This is a genomic window from Corynebacterium tuberculostearicum (genome assembly GCF_030229345.1).
Lineage (GTDB): Bacteria > Actinomycetota > Actinomycetes > Mycobacteriales > Mycobacteriaceae > Corynebacterium > Corynebacterium tuberculostearicum_G.
The window spans coordinates 1-23,635 of sequence record NZ_JASPGP010000010.1; the positions used below are offsets into that span (position 1 = coordinate 1).

Below are 23,635 nucleotides of genomic sequence, written 5' to 3' on the forward strand. Positions count from 1 at the left end.
TGACCAACGCCCTCACACAAACCGGTAGCATCAAACCAAACTAACCATCATCGTTGCAACGACCCCTAGAATCCGCCCCTATAAGCATTTTTTAACCGTATTTGGGGGACTGTGGGGGTAAATATTTCCCTTAACTTCATGAAGTTGACTGCCATAAGTAATAATTAGGACTATGAAAATCCTTGTGGTGGATGATGAACAAGCCGTCCGCGAATCGCTACGCCGTTCCTTACGCTTTAACGGCTACGAAGTGCTGACCGCTAACGACGGCTTGGAGGCCGTGGAGACGGTGCGCACTGAGAATCCCGAATTGCTTATTTTGGACGTCATGATGCCCAACATGGATGGTCTTGAGGTGTGCCGCACCCTGCGCAGTGAGGGTTGGGACCGTCCGATCCTCGTTCTGACTGCGCGCGATGGTGTTTCGGACCGAGTGGCTGGCCTTGATGCCGGCGCAGATGACTACCTGCCGAAGCCGTTCGCATTGGAGGAACTGTTGGCCCGTGTGCGCTCCTTGGTGCGCCGCGCCTCCGCAGATTCCATCGCAGCTGAAGCCCCAGTGGAAAGCAAGCTGAGCTTCGAGGACCTTGAACTTGATGCCGATACCCGCGAAGTCAGCCGCGGTGGCCGGGCCATTTCCTTGACGCGTACCGAGTTCGCGCTGCTGCAACTGCTGATGGAAAATCCCCGCAAGGTTCTCTCTCGCAGCAAGATCCTGGAAGAAGTCTGGGGCTACGATTTCCCTACCTCCGGCAATGCTCTCGAGGTCTATATCGGCTACCTGCGTAAGAAGACGGAGGGCGAGGGCGATGCTCGCCTCATCCACACCGTCCGTGGCGTGGGCTATGTTTTGAGGGAGTCTAATCCGTGATTTTAAGGAAGCCCGCTTCCCCTGCGGTGGCTTCCGGGAAAGTGCAGTCCACCCCTCTTACCGAGTTCTCTGAGCCTCAGGGGAGTTGGGCTTCACGGGCGCCACTGCGGTGGCGCCTTGCTACTGTTACCGGCCTTGTGGTGGCCGTAGCCGTTGCCTTGATGACGTTGGCAACGTATTGGGTAGTTTCTCTGTCCCTTACTGCCTCCGTCGACGACCGCCTGGAGGCCAAGGCCGATGTCTTGTTGCGGCAAAGCCAGGATCCACGGTTCATGGATAACGTGGACCAGGAGATTGAGGACTTTAAGTCCTATAACCCTGGCACCCGCGTAGCCCTATCTCCACCCTCAATGAGCTTTTCCTACGGCGACACCATTCCTGTGGGCGGGGACTTCCACCGGACGGAGGACTATACCGAAACTTCCGTGCGTACCGTCGGCGGCGAGCGAGTGCTGGCCAAGCGTCATGATCTTGGTTCTACCGTGGTCGTCGCTCAGTCTCTCGCTCCTACGCAAGAGCTCATCGCCATCTTGGGCACGGTGCTACTGATTATCGTTGCCCTTGGCATCGTGCTCGCCATTTTTGCAGGCCTCATCGTGTCCAAAACCGGTATGCAACCCATCGCCCGGCTGAAGCGAGCGGTGGATTACGTGACGCAGACCAACGACCTGCGCCCTATTGAGGTCTCTAATAACGATGAGATGGCGCAGTTGACCACTTCCTTTAACCAGATGCTGGAGGCGCTGCAGGAATCCCGTTCGCAGCAGTCTCAGTTCGTAGCCGATGCCGGGCACGAGCTGAAAACCCCGCTGACCTCTATGCGTACCAATATTGAGCTTTTGATGATGCTCAATCGGGCCGGTGCTGGCTTTGGTATGAGCGATGAAGACCGCAGGGACCTCGAAGATGACGTCATGTCCCAGATGAATGAGCTCTCCACCTTGATTGGAGACCTCGTTGATTTGGCGCGTGAGGACGGCAATGAGCGCGAACCGGAGCCGGTGGACCTGTGTGAAGTCATGATGGCTTCGCTGGAGCGTGCGCGCCGCCGCCGTCCCGATGTGGAGTTCTTGGTGCGCTTTATCCCGTGGGAGCTGGACGGCGACCCCTTCGCATTGGGCCGTGCCACGCTTAATCTTATGGATAATGCGGCTAAGTGGTCGCCGGCTACTGGCACGGTGCGCGTGTCTATGGAGCAGCTATCCACCCACGAGGTGCGCCTGCGCTTTGATGACTCCGGGCCTGGCATTGCACCGGAGGAAAGGGAGAAGGTCTTTGAACGCTTCTATCGTTCGGCCGAAGCGCGCTCCATGCCGGGCTCGGGCTTGGGCTTGGCCATTGTGAAATCGGTGATTGAACGCCACGATGGCACCATCAAAATCCGCGAGTCTAATGATGGTGGTACCCGCATGGAAATCATCTTGCCGGGCAAGCCTGTGCCGGGGGAGATTTTCGTGGACGGTTTGGCAGACCCGCATGAGGGGCTGCCGGGTGGTAAGGAAGACTCGATCGACCGCGGTGAAATCTTTGCGCAGCGCTGGTTTAATCAGAGCTAGCGTACAAGCGTTTATACTGGTGAGGTAATACAGCAACCTTTCAGGAATTCTTAGTAGGTTGGCAGATCAGTATCAGTCTTGACCAAGCGAAGTGAGGCATAGTTTTCTCATGAACATGAGGAATGACGATTACCGCGGCTTTGATGGAAACTCCCCGGAGGGAGCGTCCCAGGAAGGCCCGGGTAGGGCCGAGCCGGTTCAGGGTGGTCCGAACTTTGGAGAAACCAACCAGCAAGATGCCGTGGCTGGCAACGCTGGCCCCTACAGTGACGGATTTGGTCTTCACAGCGACGCTGGCGCGCAGGCACAAGAGACCGGCTCCTATTCGCAAGGCTGGAATCAACCGCGCGGCGGTGCTGAAGGCAATGACCAGCGAACACTAGGTTCGCTGGGGCCCTATCCGAATGCCCCACAGGCCCAAAACTTTAGCGGTCAGGGGCAGGAAGGCCCGATGGTCACCCCGCTGCCTCCGCAGCCGGAGCAAAAGAAGAAAATTGGCTTGGGCGCCGCCACCGCTTTGGCGGCCGTCGCTGCCATCGCCGCAGGCTCGATCGCCGGCGCTGTGGTCGGCATGAGTTCCGGGGGAGGCAATAACGATACCTCCGTGGTCAATGAAGCCCTTAAGGCTGAGCCGGCGAACAATAGCACCGGTAAGGAACCGGAGCAGGGTTCCGTTGAAGAAGTTGCCTCCAAGGTTTTGCCGGCGGTGGTTTCTATCCAGACGATGACTCGTACTGGTGGCGCTGAAGGCTCTGGTTCTGTCATCTCCCCAGATGGTTATGTACTGACCAACCACCACGTGGTTGCCGGTGCTGAGCACGGTGGCATGATGCAGGTGACCATGAATGACGGCAGTAAGCATGATGCTGAGGTGGTGGCCTCGGATGCGAATACGGACGTGGCCATCGTGAAAATCAAGGACGTCAAAGACCTGCCCTTCTTGCAATTCGGTGACTCCGATTCCGTTGCTGTGGGCCAAGAGGTAGTGGCCGTGGGCTCTCCTTTGGGGCTAAACGCGACCGTGACCTCCGGTATCGTATCGGCAAAGAACCGTCCCGTTCGCGCTTCCCAGGAAGGCGGCGAGTCTTCATTGATTGACGCCATTCAGACCGATGCCGCAGTAAACCCTGGCAACTCGGGCGGCCCGCTGGTGGATCGAGACGGCAATATCGTGGGCATGAACTCCATGATTGCTTCGCTGTCTAATAGTTCCTCCGGCGAGGGCGGCTCCATTGGCTTGGGCTTTGCCATTCCATCCAACTTTGCCAAGCGCATGGCAGATGAGCTCATCAATGACGGCAAAGTTTCCCATCCGACCCTTGGCGTGAAGGTGCTAGCGCGCGACGACGGCAATGGTGCCCGCATCGCCGAGGTAGAACCGGGCGGACCAGCAGATAAGGCAGGCCTGAAGGACGGCGACATTGTCACCCGCGTCAACGATCGCCTGATTGAAAACGCCGATGCGCTTATTGCGGCGGCGCGATCGCAAGACTTTGGTGCGACGGTGACCTTGGAGGTTACCCGCGAAGACTCGGAAGAAACCCGTCAGGTAGAGGTAACCCTCTCAGGCGAGTAAATTACTGTGCAAGACCTCATTAGGTGCTGAATGCGCCGTACCTCACCCCGCCACAAGGCCGTATTGCCTTAACTTAAGGAGAAAAATGCCAGATTCGCAGCACGATGTGACCGACTCCGCGCAGCCCGACGGCGCGAATAAGCGCGATTCCTTGATGGATCTAGCCGAACCCGATGATGCCTTCTTGTTAGCAAGCGAGCAGGAGGATAGCCTTGCTGCCCCGCGCCGCGGGCTCATCGTTATTGTCACCGATCATCCCGGTGAGCAATCCGATAGCACTTCGCAGCTGGTAAGCGAGCTGCTCGCGGAGGCTAATTTCCGCGTTGATGGCGCCATCGTGGTGCGTTCCAAGAAATCCAAGATCCGCCAGGCCATTGAGACCGCTGTGGTCGGTGGCGTGGACTTGGTCCTCACCGTCGGCGGCACCGGCGTGGGCCCGCGCGATAAGACTCCGGAGGCTACCCGGTCTGTCATCGACAAGATGGTGCCGGGCGTGGCGCAGGCGCTGCGTTCTTCTGGCCAAGCTTGTGGCGCGGTGGATGCCTGCACGTCCCGCGGTCTTTCGGGTGTTTCGGGCTCTACCGTAGTGGTCAACCTTGCCTCGTCGCGCGCTGCCGTCCGCGATGGCATGGCTACCTTGGCGCCTCTGGTGCACCACCTCATTGACCAGCTGCAGCAGTCTAGCGTCCAGTAAACGCAGGGTATTTTCTATGACGTCGCGGAGAAATCGCCGGCGAGTATTCCGCCAATCTGCTGCTGTCGATTATGACCGTAGTGCTGATAAGCCCGGCGCACACGCTGCCGATGGTGCCGATGAGGAGAGAATCGTTACCGTTGATGACGCGGATTCGGCGGCGACAGAGGGGGAGTCCGGCCAGCGCGATGAACAGTTCTACCGAGAGAATCAGCCCCCACACTACGGCGGCTAGTGCCTAAGGCAGGATGAAGGTCTGGAGCCATAGCGGTACATAAAAAGCCCGCGGTTTCGCTTCCGAAGAAGTGAAACTGCGGGCTTTGCGCTGCGCATGCAGCCAAGGGGGTCTAAGCCTGGTGGCGGCCGCCGTCGGTAGAACCGTAATCGGCGTCGGCAGCGCCGCGGGCGGAACCGTCAATGCCGGTTCCTGCGATGTCCTTATCGGAGACGTTCTGGGCCTCGAGCAGGTCGCGGATTTCCGCGAGCAGTTCCTCGGAAGTTGGGGCAGGGGCCTCAGGGTCCACACCGTGGCGGCGCTTAGTGGCCTCGGTGAGCTTGTTGATCGGCATGACGATGAGGAAGTAGACCACTGCGGCGATGATGAGGAAGTTGATCGCTGCGGTGATTACTGCGCCGAAGTCAACGAGGGTGTTTTTGTTGTCGGTGATTTGGAAGCCCAATCCGTCCACCTCAGCGGAGCCAAGGGAATTGATGATCGGCTGGATGATGGAGTCAGTAACGGCAGTGACGATTGCGGTGAAGGCGGAGCCGATGATGACCGCGGTGGCAAGTTCGATGACGTTGCCGCGCATAATGAAGTCTTTAAAACCCTTGAGCATGGTGAAATGCACGAACCTTTCTGGGAATAACTAAGGGTTGGTATAAACCATGGACACCGCGAAACTTTAGTGCAGCTGTTAACCAACCACAACTGTTGTGGCTGAAATGGACTAGCGTTGTTGTGGGTGAGCGCGGTCACCCACGATAACTACAGTGAGTGGCTGGCTTAGCGACGCCGCGGCTACATCATTGGCGTGGTCTTGGGGTAGCGCGAGCAAAACAGTAGAGGAAGAGGCCTCGCCTTCGGCGCTGGAGGTCGACACCACTCGCCCGCCGGTGGCGATAACGCGCGCGGTGGGCGTTGTAGGCGCCTCGCCCTCTTCAGCAGGGGAGGAGGCGGTATCGACGGCGGTTACCACGTCCACGGTATCGCCATGGTGCAGGTGGGGGATGATGTCTGGCTCGGCGAGCTTCACCGGGATCATCCGCGCAGCCGCGGCGTCGGAGCCTCCGACCAAGCTGGAGACGAGGTCTTCTCCCAATAGGCGAGCATCGGTAATCACTTCGCCCTTGCCGGCTGCGGCGGTTATCACGCGGCCAGTAAGTTCTTCTGGCTTTGCCGCTACCGCGGAATCGGGGATGGAGGAGGAAGGAAGGCGGGCCAAGTCGACGTCGGCAAGCGCCAGCTCCGCGCCCGCAGGAAGATCGCGGCTGAAGACGGGCACGCGCGGCAGCTCCTTGGCCGCAGATAAGGCCGAAGCCAGCGCGGCAATAAGAAGGGCCACCGCAATGGCGCGGCGCACTACAACGCCGCGGCGGTGGCCAGGGGTGCGAAGGGTGGATATAAGGCGGGGCATACGCGAAGTGGACATACTCTTTTAGACTGCCCGAAACCGCGCATGGTTCCCGCACCCTAAAACTAGAAGCGTGTGATGCCCTCTGCAGTGACGGCGGCATCAACCTTGCGGTCGTGGTCCTCGGTAGGCAGCTCGTCTAGGAATTCGGAAGGGTAGACCATGGCGAAAACCGGCGGCTTGCCGTGGGGAAGCGGCTCTAGCGCGCGGTCATAGTAGCCACCGCCCTTGCCCATGCGGTTGCCCTTGGCATCTACCGCCATGGCAGGGGCGAGCACCAGATCGCACTCGGCCAGCACGCTGCTATCAAAGCTTGGGCCCTGAGGCTCATTTAAACCCAATGGGCTGGTGTGCATGGCTTCCTTGCCGCGGTATTCGGCAAAGGTCAAGGTGCCATTCTTACCGGAAATTGGCAGGAGGACGCGGGAGACATGTGCCTTGAGCCACGGCACAAAGTCCGCACCACCGGGCTCAGAGCCCAAAGGCCAGTAGGCGGCCACCGTCATGGACTCGGTTAGCTCGGATTCGAGATGCTTGCGCACGGCGGCGGTAAAAGCATCGTGGTCCTCGGAGGAAAGTTCGCGGCGGGCCTGGACCAAGCGGGCGCGCAGCTCGTTTTTGGCGGTGATGGAAGAGGTCATGAATAAATCATAACCCCGCGGCGTAGCGGTGCACGGGAAAATAATGTGGCGTTGTACGCTATTGTGCATGGCTATAGAACGCGAAGATTCCGCCCGCGGAATCACCACGGTTGTAGTTCCAGCGGCAGGTATGGGCACCCGATTTTTGCCCGCCACCAAGACGGTTCCAAAGGAACTGCTGCCCGTTGTTGATACTCCCGGCATCGAACTCATCGCAGAGGAGGCGGCCTCTGTCGGCGCGCGCCGCCTTGCGGTGATTACCGCGCCCGATAAGCAAGAGGTCATGCGCCATTTCGAGGCTTTCCCCGAGCTGGTAGAGACCCTTGAATCCCGCGGCAAGGACGAGCAGGTGGCAAAGGTTAAGCGCGCCAACCAGATCATTCACCCCGTCGCGGTGGAGCAGGAAAAGCCGCTGGGCTTGGGCCATGCGGTGGGCCTTGCTGAAGAGGTGCTTGGGGAAGACGAGGACTCCTTCGCCGTCATGCTCCCTGATGACATTGTCTTGCCCGCCACCGTCATGGCGGATATGGCGCGTGTGCGCGCGGCATTGGGCGGCAGCGTGCTGTGCGCCTTCGAGGTCCCGCGCGAGCAGACCTACAACTACGGCGTCTTCGACGTGGAAGATACCGATGCTCCTGGCGTGAAGAAGGTCGTGGGCATGGTGGAAAAGCCGGCGGTAGAGGATGCTCCTTCTAACCTCGTGGCCACCGGCCGCTACCTTTTGGATCGCAAGATTTTTGATGCCCTGCGCCGCATTAAGCCGGGCAAGGGCGGCGAGCTGCAGCTTACTGACGCCATCGAGCTCCTCATTGAAGAAGGCGAGCCCGTCCACGTGGTAGTCCACCAAGGAAAGCGCCATGATTTGGGCAATCCCGGCGGTTATATCCCCGCCAATGTGGACTTTGGCCTGCGCGATGAAAAGTATGGTCCCACGCTGTATAAAGCGATTAAGCAAATCATGGCCGAGTATGAGGACGAGCACGGCCTAGCCTAGGGATTTTTCCCAGTGGCCAAGGACGTGGAAGCGAAGAAAGGGCGGGCATAGACCTTATGCGTTCAGTTGATGACCAGTTGGCGCTGGTAACGGATGCGGCGACGACGCCGGAGCCGGTGCGCATCGGTATTTCCAACGCGCTGGGTTTGATGTGCGCCGAGCAAGTGCAGGCTAATCAACCCCTGCCGGGGTTCCCGCAGGCGGCCATCGACGGCTACGCGGTGCGCGCCGTGGATATTGGCGGCGAGCGGGGGTTGCGGGTGCGCCGCCACAAGGACCAGGAAGAACAATCCGCAGAGGGCGAAGAGGATGCGGATTCCCCGCAGCCGGAGGTAGAGCGTTCCCTGCCCGTGGTCGGTGAGGTTCCGGCCGGCTCCAAGCAACCACTGCGCCTGCAGCCTAAGCAAGCGGTGCGTGTATATACGGGTGCGCCTTTGCCCACGCTTGCCGACGCCGTCCTGCCCCTCGAGTGGACCGACCGCGGCCGCAAGCGCGTCACCGCCCACCGCCCGGTGCGCTCTGGTGACTTTGTGCGCCGGGTAGGCGACGACATCCAGCCTGGCGATGTCGCCGTATCTTCCGGCACCGTTTTGGGCCCCGCTCAGATTGGCCTTCTAGCCGCGGTAGGCCGCTCAAAGGTGCTGGTGTATCCGCGGCCGCGTATTACCATCATCTCCTTTGGCCGCGAGTTGGTCGACTTGGATCAAGAACCAGCGCTGGGCCAGGTTTTTGACGTGAACTCTTATTCCTTGGCTGCCGCGGCCCGTGAAGCCGGGGCGGAGGTGCACCGCGTAGGCATTGCCGAGGGCGAGCCGCGCCGCATCCGCGAAGCGTTGGAAAAGCACATTGCCCGCAGCGAGGTGCTGGTTATCTCCGGCGCGGTGGGCGGCGCTGGCGCCGAGGCCATCCGCGAGATCCTCGACGATCTTGGTGATGTCGATACCTCCCGCGTGGCCATGCATCCCGGCTCCGTCCAAGGCTTTGGACTGGTGGGCGAGGAGCGTATTCCTACCTTTTTGCTGCCGTCCAATCCGGTGTCCGCGCTTGTGGTCTTTGAGGTCTATATCCGCCCGCTCATCCGCTTGGCGCTGGGCAAGCGCAATGCGCACCGCCGCGTGGTGCGTGCCCGCGCATTGAACCACATCGATTCCCGCCCCGGTCGGCACGGCTTCATCCGTGCACGCCTGATGCGCGATGCCGAAACCGCGGACTACTTGGTAGAAGGCCTCGGCGGTGCCGCAGGTGCCCCGGCCCACCTCTTGGCCGGCCTCTCAGAGGCCAACGCCATGATTCGCGTGCCGGAAGAGGTCACCGAAATCCGCCCGGGCGATGTGGTTGATGTGTTGTTTTTGACCCAGCGCAGCTAATGCTCGATCCTTTCGGCAACGCGGCGGATAGGTTCCGCCATCCTGCTACCGGCCCCACCGATGACATGCATCCGGGGTGGCCGGAATCTACTCCTCTTGTCCAGCTTCCCTCCTCATCTGTCTTTCCCTCGGGGGCGCAGATGCGCTTGCGCCCCCTGCTGCGTTCCGACGGCCATGAGTGGCGGCGTCAGCGCATCGACGATGAAAGCTTCCTCCGCCCGGTTGAGCCGACCCAAGCCGCACCGTGGGCGGCAGCGCATAGCCAGCAGGCCTGGTGGAATCACCTGATGTACCTGCGCACTGCCGCGCGTGAGGCGCTGGTAGTCCCGCTCGTCATCGAAGTGGAGGGGAAATTCGCCGGGCAGGTGACCCTGGGAAATATTCAGCATGGCAGCATTCGCGATTGCTGGATTGGCTACTGGGTCTATTCTGCGGTTCACGGCGCCGGGGTGGCTACGGCCGCGACCGCCTTGGGCGTGGACCATGCCTTTGGGCGGGTGGGTTTGCACCGCGTGACCGCTACCTATCTGGAGCACAACCCGGCCTCGGGTCGCGTCTTGGCCGCCAACGGATTCCGGCATGAGGGGTATTTGCGGCGCAATCTGCATATCGACGGCGCGTGGCAGGACCACCACTACGTGGCGTTGGTGAAAGAAGACTTTGCCTCTACGGCGGTGGAGCGCCTGCGCCAGGCTGGACGACTGGCGTGAAATAGCGTCCCAATTACTGGGAATCCGACCTCAATTTTCACATAAGTCACAACATTGTAATTTGTGCGAATTTGGGGTGCTACGGTGCGGTTTCACCGTTTAAGGTGGAGTAATCATCTGTATTCAAGGGGAAGGTCCTTTTCGTGTCGACAGCTGTGCCGATTATCGCGATCATCGTGGTGTGGCTCTTCGTGCTCGCACCGTGGCTATTGGGTAGGAATAACCGCCCAATGAGCCATACCGGTGAGGCCTTTGAAGATACCCGTGTCCTTTTTGAAGGAGATTCCGGCAAGGTCGCTGGCCGGCGTCGTCCGCGCCTGCGCGCCGGCGACGTGCATCGCCGCGACGATGAGGACGAGGCGGACTATGAAGTCGTCGAGGCTGCAGACGCTACCGACAGTGAAACCGATACCGAGGCCACCAAGTCCTCTTCGCGCTCCGTGACCATTGCCGGCGCCGCACGGCGTGCCAAGTCCCAGCCCTTCGGTAGCGGTAGCCGTGCGTTTACTGCTGCATCTGCCTCCACCGCAGGTGAAGAATCCACGCAACAGACAGAAACCATCGACGGCGAATTGGTGGAAGAAGCGATTGCAGATGAAAACGAGTCTGCAGTCGAGCCACAGGCAGCTGCGGTTCCTGCCTCCCAGCAAGCTGATGCGGACAAGGAAGCCAATACCGCAGAGGCGGACGACGTCGACGACGTGCTGCTGGAGGACGAGGACGACGCCGCGGACGAGTCCACTGAGGACAAAGCCTCCGATGTTGCCGCCGCCGAGGCTGAGGTATTTAGCGCCCCAGCTGTCTCTAGCGTGGCGAGCGATGCCTATGCCTACGATGAAACCTATACCTCGCCGGTAGACCTCATGTACCCGGGTGCCGTAGACAAGGCCGAGGACAGTGAGAATGACTCCATAGATCCTGCCGGCGCGGACGAGGCAGACGAGGCCGAAGGCTCCGAGAACCTAGCAGCGGCCACGGAAGCAGACGATGCCGGCATGGATACCGACCTGTCCGAGGACGAGGTCGAGTTTGCCCAGCGTCGTTTGGGCCGCGGTGGCTGGGACCCGGTAGCGGAAAAGGAAAAGTCTGCAACGCGCTACCAGCGCCGTCAGCGCACCCTGCTGGGGCTGGCCGTGGCCGTGGTGCTCACGGTAGCCCTCGGAATCGTGGTCGGTGGTTGGACGTGGTGGTTGGCTGCCGTCGCCGGCGTGCTCACCGTGGCCTACTTGATCGCCCTTCGCTCTCAGGTACGCCAGGAACAGGCACTGATGCGCCGCCGTGTGCGCCACCTGCGCCGCGCCCGTTTGGGCGTGCGCAACGCCGAGGACGAAGAGCTAAAGATTCCGCGCAATCTGCGCCGCCCAGGCGCCGTGGTTGTGGAAATCGACGATGAGAGCCCGGACTTCGTGCACCTTCCGCTGAGCTATAGCGATGGTGAGGACGGCGACTTTGACGGCCCGCACGCCGGGCCCGATGGCTACGGCCGCCGCGATGACCTAGCGGCCCGCCGCGCTGGATAAGCCCGTGTGGCGGACTAGCTAGCAGCGCCGTTAAGCTCGTCAGCGCCCGCTGTCTGCGAGTTCGCGAGCGCGTTGTATTCCTGTGCTAAGCCATAATTCGGCACGCCGCTCTCCAGCCACACCCCGGAGGTACCGCGGCGATGGGAGCCGATAAGGTGCGTATCAATCATGCCGATGGCCTCCATGAGGGCGAAACAGGTAACCGGTCCAACGAAGCGAAACCCCTTCTTCTTGAGTTCGCGGGACATGAGCTTGGACTCGTAGCTCTTTTTCGGAATATCTTCCATCACGGTGGGGTAGAGGTTCTCCGGAGGCTGGTAGGCCCAAATGAACTCCGCCAGCCCGCCTTCCTCGCGCAGAGCGATGGTCGCCTTGGCGTTATTAATCGCTGCGCGGATTTTGGTTTCGTTGCGGATAATAGAGGCGTCGCCAAGCAAACGCTCCACGTCCGCCTCATCGAATTGGGCGACCTTGTCCGGATCGAAGTTGCAAAAGGCCGCACGGAAGGCTTCGCGCTTCTTGAGCACCACTGCCCAGGACAGGCCGGACTGGAAAGACTCGAGACTCAAACGCTCGTAAAGTCCAGCTTCATCGAAAATGGGCAGGCCCCATTCGGTGTCGTAATACTCCTTCAGCATCGGCGAGGACATCGCCCACGGCGGGCGGCCCAGGCCATCATCGTCATAGACCAAGGTGGTGCGCTCTTCGGACTGCGTGGTTGGTTCGCTCATGGTGTGTTCTCCTTTTATCTTTTGTGCGTGGTTCCCATTGAAACAGCCCGCGCGGTCGTGTTCTTTTCCTTCCCCCGCCAAAGGGCGAATTTCCCAGGAGTATGGGTGTAGTCCATTGCCTTCGCATCGGGTGAGGGGTTCAGGGTAATCTGTTCAGCATGAATAGACCTGCCGTACGCGATGCTGCACTGCTTATCTTTCGAGCGGTCCTCGGATTAATCTTTATCGCACACGGCGTGGACAAGATGTTTATGACCGGCATGGATGAAACCGTGGGGCAATTTTCCGCCCTGGGGGTGCCGCAGCCACAGCTTTCCGGCTATATCGCCGCCATAGGAGAGATGGTCGGCGGTGCATTCCTCGTCGTTGGTCTGCTCACTACCTTTGTCGCCGGGGCACTCGCATTGCTCATGGGGTGTGCCCTGTATTTCGTGCACCTGGGCCACGGGTTATTTGCTGCCGATGGTGGAATCGAATACCCACTGGTATTGCTGTTGTCCCTGCTGATGATCGTAATTTTTGGCTCCGGCAGAGCCAGCATGGACGGGGTGCTCAGCAATGTTGACGCATAGCCAGGTCCAAGCGGCAATCTCCGCGCACATGGATGGAGAGCACTCCGATCTGTCCCAGGACGTCATTGATACTCACTTGGAAAGCTGCGCCGAATGCCGCGCTTTTCGCGACAAGGCGGCCGCGCTATCGCGTTCACTGAGCTTTGTGGAGCCTGCGGATTCCGGTATGGCGCCGCCCACGGATCTTTCTGATGTCATCTTGGCCGGCGTGGAGCCGGAATGGCGGCGTACCTCGAGCGCGCGCCAAGCCAACCTCACGGTTGCTCGTGCCGCCATGGTTCTTATGGGGGTCATCTTTGCGATCTGGGCAGTGGTGCTCATCGTGCACGCCTCCGGTCTCGTCCCGTTGGGCGAGGAAGGAAAGATTTTGGATCCCACTGCGGATCCGGAGCGAGCTAACCTGCTGATGGAGGGCGCGGCAGTGCGCTTTGGCATGGCCTGTGGCTTATTCTTCAGCGCTTGGCGCCCCGCGGCGGTTACCGGACTGCTTCCGGTATCGGCCACGATGTTTGCCTTCCTCTTCGGCTTTGGCATGCGCGATATAGCGCTGGGTACCGTAACCATTGAGCAGGTGTATTTCCTTATCGCTACCGCGCTGGCGACTCTGAGCCTGGCGTGGGCCTGGCTGGCGGAAAAGGGCTACCTGGTGCGCGCGTGGTGGAAGTCCCTCAACGCGCAGCCGCAATAATCACTCCACTCTGGCCAGGTTAGGTCCAGCTCGGCAGCCACATCATGGAGTGGTACCAGGAATCTGGAATCTTGTAGCCGTACAAAATGGGGGAGAAGTAGAAGAACATCGCCACTACCAGGGCTAGGTAGAACACGGCGACGATAGTGCCCCACCGTACGGGGCCGCCGGCCAAGCTCTTTAGCCATCCCCACCGCACAGGCCTGCCATGCCCGATGAGCTGGCCTAAAGCTAACGCAATAAGCACGATGACAAAGGGGATGAAAGCCGTGGCGTAGAAGAAGTACATCTGGCGGTCGAAGGCCGCGAGCCATGGGAAGAAGCCTGCCGCAAAGCCCACCAAGGGGATAAGGAAGGCGCGGTTGCGGCGAATAATGAGCGACCACAGGCCCCACAGCACGGCCGGGATGACCAGCCACCAGATGACCGGGGTGCCAAAGAGGTAGAGCATCTTGCGGCATTCGTTACTGCCATCACCGCACTGCAGGTCGGTGGAGGAGTAGTACAAGATCGGGCGGGCGGCAACGAGCCAGGCCCAGGGCTTGGAATCCCACGGGTGATGATGGCCGCCGGAAGAGGTCAGGCTGGCGTGGAATTCCAAGACAGAGGAGTGGTAGTAGAACCAGCCGGCCAAGGAATCGGGCAAGTTCATTAGCCACGATCCATCCTCGATGGTGCCATCCACCTTGGCATGGCGGTAAACGGCGGTTTCGGAGGAAAACCAAGCCCGCCAGGTCCAGGCGTAGAGCAGTACCGGCACGAGCACAAGGGAGGCCAGGGCAGCAGGGGTATCGCGCACCAGGGTGCCGAGTATATAGCGGCGTACCCCATAGCGCTTGCGCAAGGCAAGGTCGCTAAAGACGGACATCAGGCCAAAGAACATGATGAAGTACAGGCCGGACCACTTCACGCCCAGGGAAAGACCAAGGCAGACACCTGCAAGGAGGCGCCACCAGCGGAATCCAAAGCGCGGACCAAAGGCGGAAGAGCCCATCCGATCCTTCACAAACGCGTTGTGGAGGCGCTCGCGCATCTGATTGTGATCGCGGGCGAGCGCCCAGGCGGCAGCTACCACGAAAAAGACTTGGAAGATATCCAGCATGCCGAACTTGGAGGAGACCAAGAGCACGCCATCAAATACGGCGATGAGGCCGGCTAGGGTTGCTACCTGCCATGATGAAGAGACCCGGCGGGCCAGGGACATCGTCAAGAGCACGGTGGCTGCTCCGAAAAGCGCCGTCATAAAACGCCAGCCGAGAGGTGAATAACCAAAGACCCATTCGGCAAGTGCCACGATCTGCTTGCCCAGCGGTGGGTGAACCACCAGGCCATAGCCGGGGTTGGTTTCAATGCCGCCGATAAAAAGGTTATCCCAGCTTCGCACCATGTCCCAGGCTTGGGGAACGTAGTGCTTTTCATCAAAGACGGGCGTGTCCTTGGAAACGGGCGCGGTAAGGCCGACAAAGCGGGTAATGAGCGCAAGGACGCCGACGACGCTAGTGCTTATCCAGTCAGCCTTGCCCCACTGATAGGCGCGGGGTGCTGGCGGAGCCACGGTGTCGTGCGTGGTGCGCGATGGGGCAGCGGTAGCAATAGTCACTTGGTTGAGTCTAGGCGACAACGTAGCGCAACCGCGCATTAGAGAGTATGGAATGCTAGAGGCATGTCTGTTTTAGGTCTGGATCCACTACCGCGCGGGGTAATCCTCGCCGCCACGCCGCTGGGAAACGTAGGAGATGCCTCCGCGCGTTTAATGCATGCCTTGCAACATGCGGACGTCATCGCGGCCGAAGATACGCGGCGCGTGCGCAATCTGGCCCAGGCCTTGGGGATCGAGATTTCTGGACGGGTGGTGTCCAATTTTGATCACAATGAAAAGGATCGGGCCCAGCAGCTTATCGATGCCGCCGCGTCGGGCACCGTCCTCGTCGTTACCGATGCCGGAATGCCGATTATTTCTGATCCGGGCCTGTCCTTGGTGTCCGCGGCGGCCGAGCGCGATATTCCCGTGACCTGTTTTCCTGGCCCCTCCGCAGTGCCGACGGCCCTGGCGCTTTCGGGTCTGGGCGTGGGGCACTTCCTTTTCGACGCCTTTCCTCCTCGCAAGCCCGGTCCCCGCAAGGCGTGGCTGGAGTCACTGCGCAACGAAAAGCGAGCCATCGTCTTCTTTGAATCTCCTCACCGCGTGGCCGAAACCCTGGCCGAGGCAGCGGAAATTCTCGGCGCTGACCGCCCGGCCGCGGTGTGCCGGGAGCTGACCAAGACCTATGAGGAAATCCGCCGCGGCACTTTGGGCGAGCTTGCCGAGTGGGCAGTAGATGGTGCTCGGGGAGAGATCACTGTGGTGATCGAGGGCGGTACGGCCGCTGCCGCTACCGCCGCAGACCTGGTGCCCAAGGCGCTCGAGCTAGCGGAGGCGGGGATGCGGCTGAAGGACGCGTGCAAGCAGGTAGCCAAAGGTACTGAGGTTTCCAACCGCGAGCTTTACGACGCCGCCTTGGATGCACGCAAGGCCTAGCCTTACTGGTCGTTTCGATTACGTCACACCCCGCATCGTTCCTAGACGGTTTCACTAACGGGGTCTTTGTAATTGAATTGTTATAGTGTTCGGGCGTGTGGGCGGCTTAAAGCGGTATTTACATGGGGAAATGAAGCGTAAAAACCTTTCAAATTATCGTGGAAAATCCCTGGGAAACGGCGTTGAGCAGCGAGGTTTCTCTGTGCTTCGTTTGATAATTGAGTAGTTCCGCACCACTGTATAGCTCATGACAAACTCGGAAAATATGGGCACAGGCGTGCCAGAAGAAGGAAAGGAACCGGTCGGCGCACAGGCGCAGCCGGCCTCTGCTTCTTCGAGCGGGCAGCCTATTGAGAATTATCAGACTGTAGACGAGCAGCTGGACGCACAATCTGCCACCGGCCAGCTTCAGGATATGATTCACTCCGATGGTTTCCACCCGGAGCGCTATGACGATCCTGAGGTGGAGATCGCGGCCGATCGTGACAATATGCCAATCGATTGGTCCATCGTGGGCATCGCCGGCGTGCTGATTGCCGCGATCGTCGTGTGGGGCCTGGCCGCCCCAGACAACTTTGCCAACTTCTCCTCTTCGGCCCTGACCTGGGTCGTGGACAATTTCGGTTGGGCCTATATCCTCTTCGGCACCGTCTTCGTGGTGTTCGTTGTCTTTATTGCCGCCTCCAAGTTCGGCTCCATCAAGTTGGGCCACATTAATGAGGAGCCGGAATTTTCCACGCCGTCGTGGATTGCCATGATGTTCGCCGCCGGCATGGGCATTGGCCTGATGTTCTACGGCGCTTCCGAGCCGCTGGCTAACTACCGTGACGGCACTCCGGGCCAGGGTACTGGCAACGTGGGCTCGTCCATGGCCTATGCCATGTTCCACTGGACGCTGCACCCCTGGGCGGTCTACGCCATCGTTGGCTTGGCCATCGCGTACTCGACCTTCCGCATTGGCCGCAAGCAGCTATTGAGCCAGGCCTTCGTGCCGCTTATCGGCGAGCGTAACGCCAACGGTGCGGTGGGCAAGTGCATCGATGTCCTGTCCATCTTCGCCACCGTCTTCGGTACCGCCTGCTCCCTGGGCCTGGGTGCCCTGCAGATTCAGGCCGGCTTGAAGGCATCCGGAATCATCGATAACCCCACCAATTCCGTGGTTATTGGCATCGTTCTGGTCCTTACCCTCGCATTCCTCCTGTCTGCGATGTCCGGCGTGGGCAAGGGCATTCAGTACATTTCCAATGCGAATATGGTCCTCGCCGCAGTGCTGGCCATCTTCGTGTTCATCTTGGGTCCGACCGTTACCATCCTGAACCAGATTCCTGGCTCCATCGGTAACTACCTCAACTACTTCACCGAGATGATCGGCCGCACGGCCGAGTCCGAAAACGGCGCCGCCGGTGAGTGGCTATCCAGCTACACCATCTTCTACTGGGCATGGTGGGTTTCCTGGTCCCCATTCGTGGGCATGTTCTTGGCACGCATCTCCCGTGGCCGTTCCGTCCGCGAGTTCTGCCTGGGTGTCCTGCTTATTCCAGCCGGCGTATCCACCCTGTGGTTCGCTATCTTCGGCGGCACCGCTATCCACATGGAGCAAAACGGCGAATCCATTACCGGCGAGTCTGCTGAGGAAGAGCTGTTCAACCTCCTGCAGTCCATGCCGGGCGGCTTCGTTGCCGGTATTGTTGCAGCGGTCCTTCTGGCTACCTTCTTCGTCACCTCTGCGGACTCCGCATCCACGGTGATGGGCTCCATGTCTCAAAACGGTGCTTCTACCGCTAAGCCGTGGCTATCCGCGGCATGGGGCGCACTGACTGCCTTGGTAGGCCTGACCCTGCTTCTGGCTAATGAGGACGCACTGTCTAACCTGCAGAACGTCACCATCGTTGCTGCACTGCCATTCTTGTTCATTGTCGTTGGCCTGATGTTCGCCATCTACAAGGCGCTGAGCGAGGATGTCATTTACCTCGAGTACCGCGAGGCACAGCAGTTCCAGCGCAAGATGGCCCGCGAGCGCCGCTTGCACCGTGAGTACCAGCGCACGCAGGTACTTAAGAAGCGCCGCAACGAGCGCCTCAAGCACCCAATGAAGCGCAAGTAATTCGCACCCTTTGCGGTTGCTTTCATAGCGCCCATCGTTTCCTCAGCAGTGGGGAAGCGGTGGGCGCTTTGTTCTGAAAATGCGGTTCACCTGCGGAGTAAATGTCTGCCCTGATCGTGTGGACAAGAGCCGGCTTCGATACAGTAGAACCCATGACTGAGTCTGTAGTAGTAAATGTTGCTTGGCCCTACGCCAACGGCCCGCGCCACATCGGCCATGTGGCCGGCTTTGGTGTTCCTTCTGACGTCTTTGCACGTTTCCAGCGAATGCGTGGCCGCAACGTACTCATGGTCTCCGGTACGGACGAGCACGGCACTCCGCTATTGGTTCAAGCGGACAAGGAAGGCGTGTCCGTTCGCGAGCTCGCAGACCGCTACAACCGCCAGATCGTCACCGACCTAGCCAACCTCGGCCTGTCCTACGATCTCTTTACCCGTACCACCACCCGTAACCACTACTCCGTGGTACAGGAACTCTTCAAGGGTCTGTATGCCAATGGCTACATGCTCAAAGAGACCACCCAGGGCGCTATTTCGCCGTCTACCGGACGCACCCTGCCGGACCGCTACATTGAGGGCACTTGCCCCATCTGCGGCGCGGATGGCGCCCGCGGTGACCAGTGTGATGAGTGTGGCAACCAGCTCGACCCAGTGGACCTCATCAACCCCGTATCCAAGATCAACGGCGAGACCCCGAAGTTCATTGAAACCGAGCACTTTCTGCTGGATCTGCCCGCCATCAAGGAGGAGCTACAAAAGTGGCTGTCCACACGTGAGGACTGGCGCCCGAACGTCTTGAAGTTCTCCCTGAACCTGTTGGAGGATATGCGCCCGCGCACCATGACGCGCGATATTGACTGGGGCATTCCCATCCCCGTTGAGGGCTGGCAGGACAATAACGCCAAGAAACTCTACGTGTGGTTCGATGCGGTCATCGGTTACCTGTCTTCTTCTATCGAGTGGGCATACCGCACCGGCCAGCCGGAGGCGTGGAAGGATTTCTGGCAGAACCCGGAGGCACGCCATTATTACTTCCAGGGCAAGGACAACATCACCTTTCACTCCCAGATCTGGCCGGCCGAGCTTTTGGGCTATGCCGGCAAGGGCAACAAGGGCGGTGAGCTTCACCAGTACGGCGAGCTGAATTTGCCTACGGAAATTGTCTCCTCTGAGTACTTGACCATGTCTGGCTCCAAGTTCTCCTCCTCCAAGGGCGTTGTCATCTATGTCAAGGATTTCTTGGCGGAGTTTGGTCCCGATGCCCTGCGCTACTTCATCGCCGTGGCTGGTCCGGAAAATAACGACACGGACTTTACCTGGGATGAATTTGTCCGCCGTATCAATAATGAGCTGGCCAATGGCTGGGGCAACTTGGTCAACCGCACCGTTTCTATGGCGTTTAAGAACTTCGGTGAGGTTCCAGCACCGGCAGCGCTGGAAGAAAAGGATAAGGAAATCCTGCAGCTGGCGGAAGAGACCTTCGAGACCGCCGGTTCTTTGCTGGAACAGTCCAAGTTCAAGCAGGCGATTACCGCTATCATGCACGTCGTCGGCGAAGCCAACGCTTATATCGCAGACCAAGAGCCATGGAAGTTGGCCAAGGATGAGACCCAGCGCGAGCGTCTAGCTACCGTGCTGTGGACTGCTCTTCAGGTGGTTTCTGACTGCAATGTCATGCTCACGCCGTACCTGCCGTTTACCGCACAGAAGGTTCATGAAACCTTGGGTCGCGAGGGCGTGTGGGCGGCCCAGCCAGAGGTCCATGATGTCAAGGACGATATCCCGGTAGAGCTCGTCGGTGCTGGCTTGCCGCCAGAGGGCCACGAGTATCCGGTCATCATGGGTGACTACACCCAGCAGCAGGCAAAGTGGGAGCGCATCCAGGTAGAGCCGGGCACCGCCTTGGCCAAGCCGAAGCCGCTCATCTCTAAGCTCGACCCGGAGCTGGGCGAGACCGGCCCGGAGTGGGCGCCTGTTACTAAGTAACAGAACCTAAAACGGCCGCGTTATTGCCTCTTTTCCAACAGAGAAAAGGGCGTAACGCGGCCGTTTCTGTATTCCGGTCTGGAAGGGGTACGAAATTCCCGAATCCTTGCCCGGAAGGGTGGGTGCGGGTTTAGCGCTCGAAATCGCGCTGGAGGTGCACCAAGCCGAGGCGGACGCCATCCTTGGTATGAATATTTGGCATGCGGCCGGTCTCGGTGAAGCCGAACTTCTTGTGCAGGGCGATGGAACCCTCGTTGGTATCGACGATATAGGTGATCATCGTCTGCACGTAGGCATCGTCGGCGGCGACGTCCATGAGGGCGTCGAGAAGCTCGGAGCCCACGCCCTTGCCCTGAGCGGCGGGGGCAATGTAGACGGAATCTTCCACGGTACCGTAATAGATGGCGGGGGTTACGAACTGGAAGTAGGCCGCCCAGCCAATGACCTCATCATCGTCCACGGCTACAAAGACCGGGGAGCCGGCCTTAAACATCTCCTTGAGCCACTCTTCGCGGTCAGAGACATCTTCTTGCCACGTGACCAGGTTAGCGGCGGGTTTCGCTGCGGAGCCGGCGTTGTAGATGGCGGTGAGTGCGGGGGCGTCGGCAAGCTCAGCAGGACGGATATGCATAGAAATTCCTTTACACCAGAAGTTGTAGGTGGGTGAGGCTCAACCAGTGATCGAACTTGTAGCAAACCTCTTTAAGAGTACCCACGTTTTCAAACCCGAACTTTTCATGCAAGTTTAGCGATGCAACATTGGTGGAAACGATAAGGGCGAGCAGGGAATGGACCTTATGATCGGCGCGGGCCGCATCTACCAAGGCGCCAAGTAACGCAGTGCCCACGCCCTGGCCCGGAGCGGCGGGGGAGAGATAGATGGTGGTCTCATAACAGCCGGTCCACACCTGCGGATCGCGGTAAGGGTGGTAGAGCGCCCACCCCAGGTAGGTGCCAGAATCGGACTCCGCGATGAGGCACGGGCAGCCCTCTTCCCAGATATGGCGCAGGTAGTCCTCGCGCTCTGCGATGCTGGCCGGGGTAGTGCGGAAAATGACGTCGGTGTGCTCGATGGCCCAGTTGAGGGTCTCGGTCATGGCGGGCACATCCGCAAGGCCGGCGGGTCTGATCAACATGGCAGCCAATATTACAATTGCCCGTATGGCTAAAAAGAAGCGACGTCCCACTCCCGTTCCGGCACCGGGCCTAAGCGGCCTCATCGATGCGCATACGCACCTGTTTTCTCACAAGGACACCGATGAGGTGCTGGTCAATCGCGCGCGCACCGCCGGTATTAGCCGTATGGTGACGGTGGGCGATGACCGCCGCGAGTCGGCAGCAGCGCTGGCTACCGCGCATGCCTTTCCGGATGTCTATGCCGCCTGTGCCATCCATCCGGTGCGTGCCAACGAGTTGGACGCACCCACAAAGGTGGCACTGGAGGAGATGGTGGCGGATCCGCGCTGCGTGGCGGTGGGAGAGACTGGCCTCGATGCCTACTGGGTGCAGCACGAGCCGGAGACCACCGCGACTATGGCCCAGCAGGAGGAATCCCTGCGCTGGCACATCGACCTAGCAGTGCGACATGGCAAGACGCTGATGATCCACAACCGCGAGGCGGATGCGGACCTAATGCGCATTCTTGCCGACGCCCCCTCACCCGACACCGTCATGCTGCACTGCTTTTCCTCGCCGCTGAAGGTGGCCGAGGAAGCCTTGGAGCGCGGGTACGTATTGTCCTTTGCCGGTAACGTCACCTTCAAGCGCAATGCCGAGCTGCGGCAGGCGGCGGCGAAAGCACCGGCCGGCCAGCTTCTGGTGGAGACCGATGCGCCATATATGACGCCAGAGCCCTACCGGGGTCAGCGCAATGAACCGGCTCTTATCGGGCACACATATGAATGCATCGCTCGCGTTCGCCACCAGACGGTGCAGGCGCTAGCAGCGGAGGTAAACGACACTTTTGATCGCGTTTACGGCCTGCGCTAACGCCTAGGTGACGGTTTTCACAAAAATAAAACACACTGGTCAGGGGTGGCGGGGGTGTCTGGTGTGGCGATTGTGCGCCCAGTGAGGCGTGTGGTGGATTAGTCTTCGACTTTGTGGTGCTGTTATCGTATCGTTATTAATCGTTCGTTTAGGTTTAGGGTCTTGCAGCGCCACTCTCGGTGCGGCAGCAGCGGATCCCAGTAGAGCAATTGCCTGCGTGGACAACTTTGCTGGCCTAAACTCTTGTAATTGTTGAAACCTGCACTACCGGAGATTCATTCAGCATGTCACCTCATCAGATCAAGCGCCTCAATAACTCTCGCTCGCTGCCACTGCGTCTGGCAACGGGTGGCGTATTGGGCACCCTGGCCGTCGGCGGCGTCGTAGCCGTTGCGGCACAAAAGGACGTCACCGTGGACATCAACGGTGACAAGGTGGAGTTGGCTACCTTTGCCAAGGATGTCGACGGCGCGCTGGAGGCAGCCGGCGTGCAGGTGAGCGAGGAGGACATCGTCTCCCCAGCTCCGTCCGAATCCGTGGGTGATGGCGATGAGATCTCCGTGCGCACCGCCAAGCCAGTAGCCGTGACCATCGATGGTGTGCAGCAGCAGCTGTCCACCACCGACCTGACCGTATCTGACCTGCTGGGTAACCTCGACGGCGTAGTCAAGGGTGCTTCTGTGAAGTCCGGTGATGCCGACGTGGACGAGGACGCCCAGCTGGAAGAGGGCATGGACCTTGAGGTTGTGTCCCCGAAGATCGTCAAGATTAATGATGGCGGCAAGGTAACCTACACCAAGATTGCCGCTAAGACCGTTGAGGACGTCCTCAAGGCCCGCAATATCGACGTTGATGACGATGACCGCGTCTTCCCGTCCAAGGAGACCAAGGTAACCGAGGGCATGTCCATCAAGGTGGACCAGGTTTCTACCACCGTTTATGACTCGGAAGAAGAGTTTGACGCCGAGCCTAACTTCGTCGATGACCCGGAGCTGGAAGAGGGCACCGAAGAGGTCCGCGAGGAAGGCGTTAAGGGCAAGCGCGTTATTACCCACAAGCTGGTAATGAAGGACGGCGCTAAGGAATCCAATGACGTCATAAAGGAAAAGGTGACCGTCGAGCCTAAGGCTGCCACCATTGCCCGCGGCACCAAGAAGGCCGAGGAGGAAAAGCCGGAGGAGGGCGGCAACTCCGGTGCGGCTGCTCCGGCGGTGGCAGATGGCTCCGTCTGGGATTCCATCGCACAGTGTGAGGCTACCGGTAACTGGGCCATTAATACCGGCAACGGCTTCTCTGGCGGCCTGCAGTTCACCCCATCCACCTGGGCAGCATTCGGCGGCACCGAGTACGCACCGGAGGCATGGCAGGCTTCCCGCGAGCAGCAGATTGCCGTGGCAGAAAAGGTGCAGGCAGCGCAGGGCTGGGGCGCATGGCCGGCATGTACTTCCAAGCTGGGCCTGCGCTAAACCGCAGCGCTTCTTGGCC

General features: G+C 59.8%; 23 protein-coding genes. 16 read left to right on the forward strand and 7 right to left on the reverse strand.

The window, feature by feature from the left end; genetic code table 11:
* The first annotated feature begins 172 nt into the window (after positions 1 to 172).
* From QP884_RS07785 to QP884_RS07805, 5 genes are all read left to right on the forward strand, one after another.
* Positions 173 to 871 (forward strand): response regulator transcription factor, encoded by a 699-nt coding sequence (locus tag QP884_RS07785; protein ID WP_284821598.1) that lies wholly within the window; start codon positions 173 to 175, stop codon positions 869 to 871.
* A complete protein-coding gene (locus QP884_RS07790; RefSeq protein WP_284821599.1) occupies positions 868 to 2,427 on the forward strand; it encodes a HAMP domain-containing sensor histidine kinase in 1,560 nt (519 codons plus the stop codon). Before QP884_RS07785 ends, QP884_RS07790 begins: the two co-directional genes overlap by 4 nt.
* A 109-nt stretch (positions 2,428 to 2,536) precedes the next feature.
* Positions 2,537 to 4,003, forward strand: coding sequence for a S1C family serine protease (locus QP884_RS07795; protein ID WP_284821600.1), 1,467 nt, complete (start codon positions 2,537 to 2,539; stop codon positions 4,001 to 4,003).
* A gap of 85 nt (positions 4,004 to 4,088) precedes the next feature.
* Positions 4,089 to 4,697 carry a MogA/MoaB family molybdenum cofactor biosynthesis protein gene (locus QP884_RS07800; RefSeq protein WP_204609787.1) on the forward strand — a complete coding sequence of 203 codons (609 nt, stop codon included), beginning with the start codon at positions 4,089 to 4,091 and terminating at the stop codon, positions 4,695 to 4,697.
* Positions 4,698 to 4,713: 16 nt separating this feature from the next.
* Entirely contained in the window at positions 4,714 to 4,932 is a 219-nt protein-coding gene (locus tag QP884_RS07805) for a hypothetical protein (RefSeq protein ID WP_204609786.1), read from the forward strand.
* Positions 4,933 to 5,044: 112 nt separating this feature from the next.
* Here QP884_RS07805 and mscL read toward each other — a convergent pair whose 3' ends face one another.
* The 3 genes from mscL to QP884_RS07820 form a co-directional block, all read right to left on the reverse strand.
* Positions 5,045 to 5,536 (reverse strand): large conductance mechanosensitive channel protein MscL, encoded by a 492-nt coding sequence (mscL, locus tag QP884_RS07810; protein ID WP_284821601.1) that lies wholly within the window; start codon positions 5,534 to 5,536, stop codon positions 5,045 to 5,047.
* A 111-nt stretch (positions 5,537 to 5,647) separates the two neighbouring features.
* Entirely contained in the window at positions 5,648 to 6,349 is a 702-nt protein-coding gene (locus tag QP884_RS07815; protein ID WP_434736459.1) for an SAF domain-containing protein, read from the reverse strand.
* Positions 6,350 to 6,396: 47 nt separating this feature from the next.
* The gene (locus QP884_RS07820) at positions 6,397 to 6,972 is read right to left on the reverse strand and encodes a 5-formyltetrahydrofolate cyclo-ligase (protein WP_284821602.1); all 576 of its coding nucleotides are present in this window, start codon (positions 6,970 to 6,972) and stop codon (positions 6,397 to 6,399) included.
* A 67-nt stretch (positions 6,973 to 7,039) separates the two neighbouring features.
* Between QP884_RS07820 and QP884_RS07825 the strand changes: the two genes are divergently transcribed.
* The 4 genes from QP884_RS07825 to sepX all read left to right on the forward strand — a co-directional run bounded on the left by QP884_RS07825 (position 7,040) and on the right by sepX (position 11,563).
* Positions 7,040 to 7,966, forward strand: a complete 927-nt coding sequence (locus tag QP884_RS07825) for a UTP--glucose-1-phosphate uridylyltransferase (RefSeq protein ID WP_179386230.1) — start codon at positions 7,040 to 7,042, stop codon at positions 7,964 to 7,966.
* A 56-nt stretch (positions 7,967 to 8,022) separates the two neighbouring features.
* A complete protein-coding gene (glp, locus tag QP884_RS07830; RefSeq protein ID WP_284821603.1) occupies positions 8,023 to 9,333 on the forward strand; it encodes a molybdotransferase-like divisome protein Glp in 1,311 nt (436 codons plus the stop codon).
* On the forward strand, positions 9,333 to 10,043 hold the full coding sequence (locus QP884_RS07835; protein WP_284821604.1) for a GNAT family N-acetyltransferase: 711 nt from the start codon (positions 9,333 to 9,335) through the stop codon (positions 10,041 to 10,043). Before glp ends, QP884_RS07835 begins: the two co-directional genes overlap by 1 nt.
* A gap of 143 nt (positions 10,044 to 10,186) precedes the next feature.
* Positions 10,187 to 11,563: a divisome protein SepX/GlpR gene (gene sepX / locus QP884_RS07840; protein ID WP_284821605.1), complete on the forward strand. Its 1,377-nt coding sequence runs from the start codon at positions 10,187 to 10,189 to the stop codon at positions 11,561 to 11,563.
* Between the two features lie 14 nt (positions 11,564 to 11,577).
* Here sepX and QP884_RS07845 read toward each other — a convergent pair whose 3' ends face one another.
* Positions 11,578 to 12,294: a DNA-3-methyladenine glycosylase I gene (locus QP884_RS07845; RefSeq protein WP_284821606.1), complete on the reverse strand. Its 717-nt coding sequence runs from the start codon at positions 12,292 to 12,294 to the stop codon at positions 11,578 to 11,580.
* 158 nt (positions 12,295 to 12,452) lie between these two features.
* On the opposite strand from QP884_RS07845, the gene QP884_RS07850 reads away from it, so the two are divergent.
* Positions 12,453 to 12,866 carry a DoxX family protein gene (locus QP884_RS07850; protein WP_284821607.1) on the forward strand — a complete coding sequence of 138 codons (414 nt, stop codon included), beginning with the start codon at positions 12,453 to 12,455 and terminating at the stop codon, positions 12,864 to 12,866.
* Positions 12,853 to 13,554: a zf-HC2 domain-containing protein gene (locus QP884_RS07855; protein ID WP_284821608.1), complete on the forward strand. Its 702-nt coding sequence runs from the start codon at positions 12,853 to 12,855 to the stop codon at positions 13,552 to 13,554. The genes QP884_RS07850 and QP884_RS07855 overlap by 14 nt, the downstream gene beginning before the upstream one ends.
* A gap of 19 nt (positions 13,555 to 13,573) precedes the next feature.
* Here the strand turns inward: QP884_RS07855 and QP884_RS07860 are convergent, their stop codons facing one another.
* Positions 13,574 to 15,193 (reverse strand): dolichyl-phosphate-mannose--protein mannosyltransferase, encoded by a 1,620-nt coding sequence (locus tag QP884_RS07860; RefSeq protein WP_284821609.1) that lies wholly within the window; start codon positions 15,191 to 15,193, stop codon positions 13,574 to 13,576.
* A gap of 24 nt (positions 15,194 to 15,217) precedes the next feature.
* On the opposite strand from QP884_RS07860, the gene rsmI reads away from it, so the two are divergent.
* The 3 genes from rsmI (at position 15,218) to metG (ending at position 20,161) form a co-directional block, all read left to right on the forward strand.
* Complete coding sequence (gene rsmI, locus QP884_RS07865) at positions 15,218 to 16,072, forward strand: 16S rRNA (cytidine(1402)-2'-O)-methyltransferase (protein WP_284821610.1); 855 nt, start codon at positions 15,218 to 15,220, stop codon at positions 16,070 to 16,072.
* Between the two features lie 247 nt (positions 16,073 to 16,319).
* Positions 16,320 to 18,176, forward strand: coding sequence for a BCCT family transporter (locus tag QP884_RS07870; protein WP_284821611.1), 1,857 nt, complete (start codon positions 16,320 to 16,322; stop codon positions 18,174 to 18,176).
* Positions 18,177 to 18,328: 152 nt separating this feature from the next.
* Positions 18,329 to 20,161, forward strand: coding sequence for a methionine--tRNA ligase (gene metG, locus QP884_RS07875; protein ID WP_179386238.1), 1,833 nt, complete (start codon positions 18,329 to 18,331; stop codon positions 20,159 to 20,161).
* Between the two features lie 130 nt (positions 20,162 to 20,291).
* On the opposite strand, the gene QP884_RS07880 is transcribed toward metG, so the two are convergent.
* Both QP884_RS07880 and QP884_RS07885 read right to left on the reverse strand, forming a co-directional pair.
* A complete protein-coding gene (locus tag QP884_RS07880) occupies positions 20,292 to 20,792 on the reverse strand; it encodes a GNAT family N-acetyltransferase (RefSeq protein ID WP_284821612.1) in 501 nt (166 codons plus the stop codon).
* 10 nt (positions 20,793 to 20,802) lie between these two features.
* Complete coding sequence (locus QP884_RS07885) at positions 20,803 to 21,297, reverse strand: GNAT family N-acetyltransferase (protein ID WP_284821613.1); 495 nt, start codon at positions 21,295 to 21,297, stop codon at positions 20,803 to 20,805.
* Here QP884_RS07885 and QP884_RS07890 point away from each other — a divergent pair.
* Together QP884_RS07890 and QP884_RS07895 are read left to right on the forward strand one after the other, a co-directional pair.
* Positions 21,296 to 22,150 (forward strand): TatD family hydrolase, encoded by an 855-nt coding sequence (locus QP884_RS07890; protein WP_284821614.1) that lies wholly within the window; start codon positions 21,296 to 21,298, stop codon positions 22,148 to 22,150. The genes QP884_RS07885 and QP884_RS07890 overlap by 2 nt on opposite strands.
* Before the next feature lie 284 nt (positions 22,151 to 22,434).
* On the forward strand, positions 22,435 to 23,616 hold the full coding sequence (locus tag QP884_RS07895; RefSeq protein WP_284821615.1) for a transglycosylase family protein: 1,182 nt from the start codon (positions 22,435 to 22,437) through the stop codon (positions 23,614 to 23,616).
* Positions 23,617 to 23,635 lie beyond the last annotated feature (19 nt).

What these genes read in the sequence shown, in the direction of transcription:
- QP884_RS07890 (WP_284821614.1), top strand. Translation starts at nt 21,296, where the DNA reads ATGGCAGCCAATATTACAATTGCCCGTATGGCTAAAAAGAAGCGACGT.
- QP884_RS07880 (WP_284821612.1), bottom strand. Translation starts at nt 20,792, where the DNA reads ATGCATATCCGTCCTGCTGAGCTTGCCGACGCCCCCGCACTCACCGCC.
- QP884_RS07845 (WP_284821606.1), bottom strand. Translation starts at nt 12,294, where the DNA reads ATGAGCGAACCAACCACGCAGTCCGAAGAGCGCACCACCTTGGTCTAT.
- QP884_RS07825 (WP_179386230.1), top strand. Translation starts at nt 7,040, where the DNA reads ATGGCTATAGAACGCGAAGATTCCGCCCGCGGAATCACCACGGTTGTA.
- metG (WP_179386238.1), top strand. Translation starts at nt 18,329, where the DNA reads ATGACTGAGTCTGTAGTAGTAAATGTTGCTTGGCCCTACGCCAACGGC.
- mscL (WP_284821601.1), bottom strand. Translation starts at nt 5,536, where the DNA reads ATGCTCAAGGGTTTTAAAGACTTCATTATGCGCGGCAACGTCATCGAA.
- QP884_RS07895 (WP_284821615.1), top strand. Translation starts at nt 22,435, where the DNA reads ATGTCACCTCATCAGATCAAGCGCCTCAATAACTCTCGCTCGCTGCCA.
- QP884_RS07795 (WP_284821600.1), top strand. Translation starts at nt 2,537, where the DNA reads ATGAACATGAGGAATGACGATTACCGCGGCTTTGATGGAAACTCCCCG.
- glp (WP_284821603.1), top strand. Translation starts at nt 8,023, where the DNA reads ATGCGTTCAGTTGATGACCAGTTGGCGCTGGTAACGGATGCGGCGACG.
- QP884_RS07885 (WP_284821613.1), bottom strand. Translation starts at nt 21,297, where the DNA reads ATGTTGATCAGACCCGCCGGCCTTGCGGATGTGCCCGCCATGACCGAG.
- QP884_RS07800 (WP_204609787.1), top strand. Translation starts at nt 4,089, where the DNA reads ATGCCAGATTCGCAGCACGATGTGACCGACTCCGCGCAGCCCGACGGC.
- QP884_RS07835 (WP_284821604.1), top strand. Translation starts at nt 9,333, where the DNA reads ATGCTCGATCCTTTCGGCAACGCGGCGGATAGGTTCCGCCATCCTGCT.
- QP884_RS07855 (WP_284821608.1), top strand. Translation starts at nt 12,853, where the DNA reads ATGTTGACGCATAGCCAGGTCCAAGCGGCAATCTCCGCGCACATGGAT.
- QP884_RS07815 (WP_434736459.1), bottom strand. Translation starts at nt 6,349, where the DNA reads ATGTCCACTTCGCGTATGCCCCGCCTTATATCCACCCTTCGCACCCCT.
- QP884_RS07850 (WP_284821607.1), top strand. Translation starts at nt 12,453, where the DNA reads ATGAATAGACCTGCCGTACGCGATGCTGCACTGCTTATCTTTCGAGCG.
- QP884_RS07820 (WP_284821602.1), bottom strand. Translation starts at nt 6,972, where the DNA reads ATGACCTCTTCCATCACCGCCAAAAACGAGCTGCGCGCCCGCTTGGTC.
- QP884_RS07860 (WP_284821609.1), bottom strand. Translation starts at nt 15,193, where the DNA reads ATGCGCGGTTGCGCTACGTTGTCGCCTAGACTCAACCAAGTGACTATT.
- QP884_RS07805 (WP_204609786.1), top strand. Translation starts at nt 4,714, where the DNA reads ATGACGTCGCGGAGAAATCGCCGGCGAGTATTCCGCCAATCTGCTGCT.
- QP884_RS07785 (WP_284821598.1), top strand. Translation starts at nt 173, where the DNA reads ATGAAAATCCTTGTGGTGGATGATGAACAAGCCGTCCGCGAATCGCTA.
- QP884_RS07870 (WP_284821611.1), top strand. Translation starts at nt 16,320, where the DNA reads ATGACAAACTCGGAAAATATGGGCACAGGCGTGCCAGAAGAAGGAAAG.
- rsmI (WP_284821610.1), top strand. Translation starts at nt 15,218, where the DNA reads ATGTCTGTTTTAGGTCTGGATCCACTACCGCGCGGGGTAATCCTCGCC.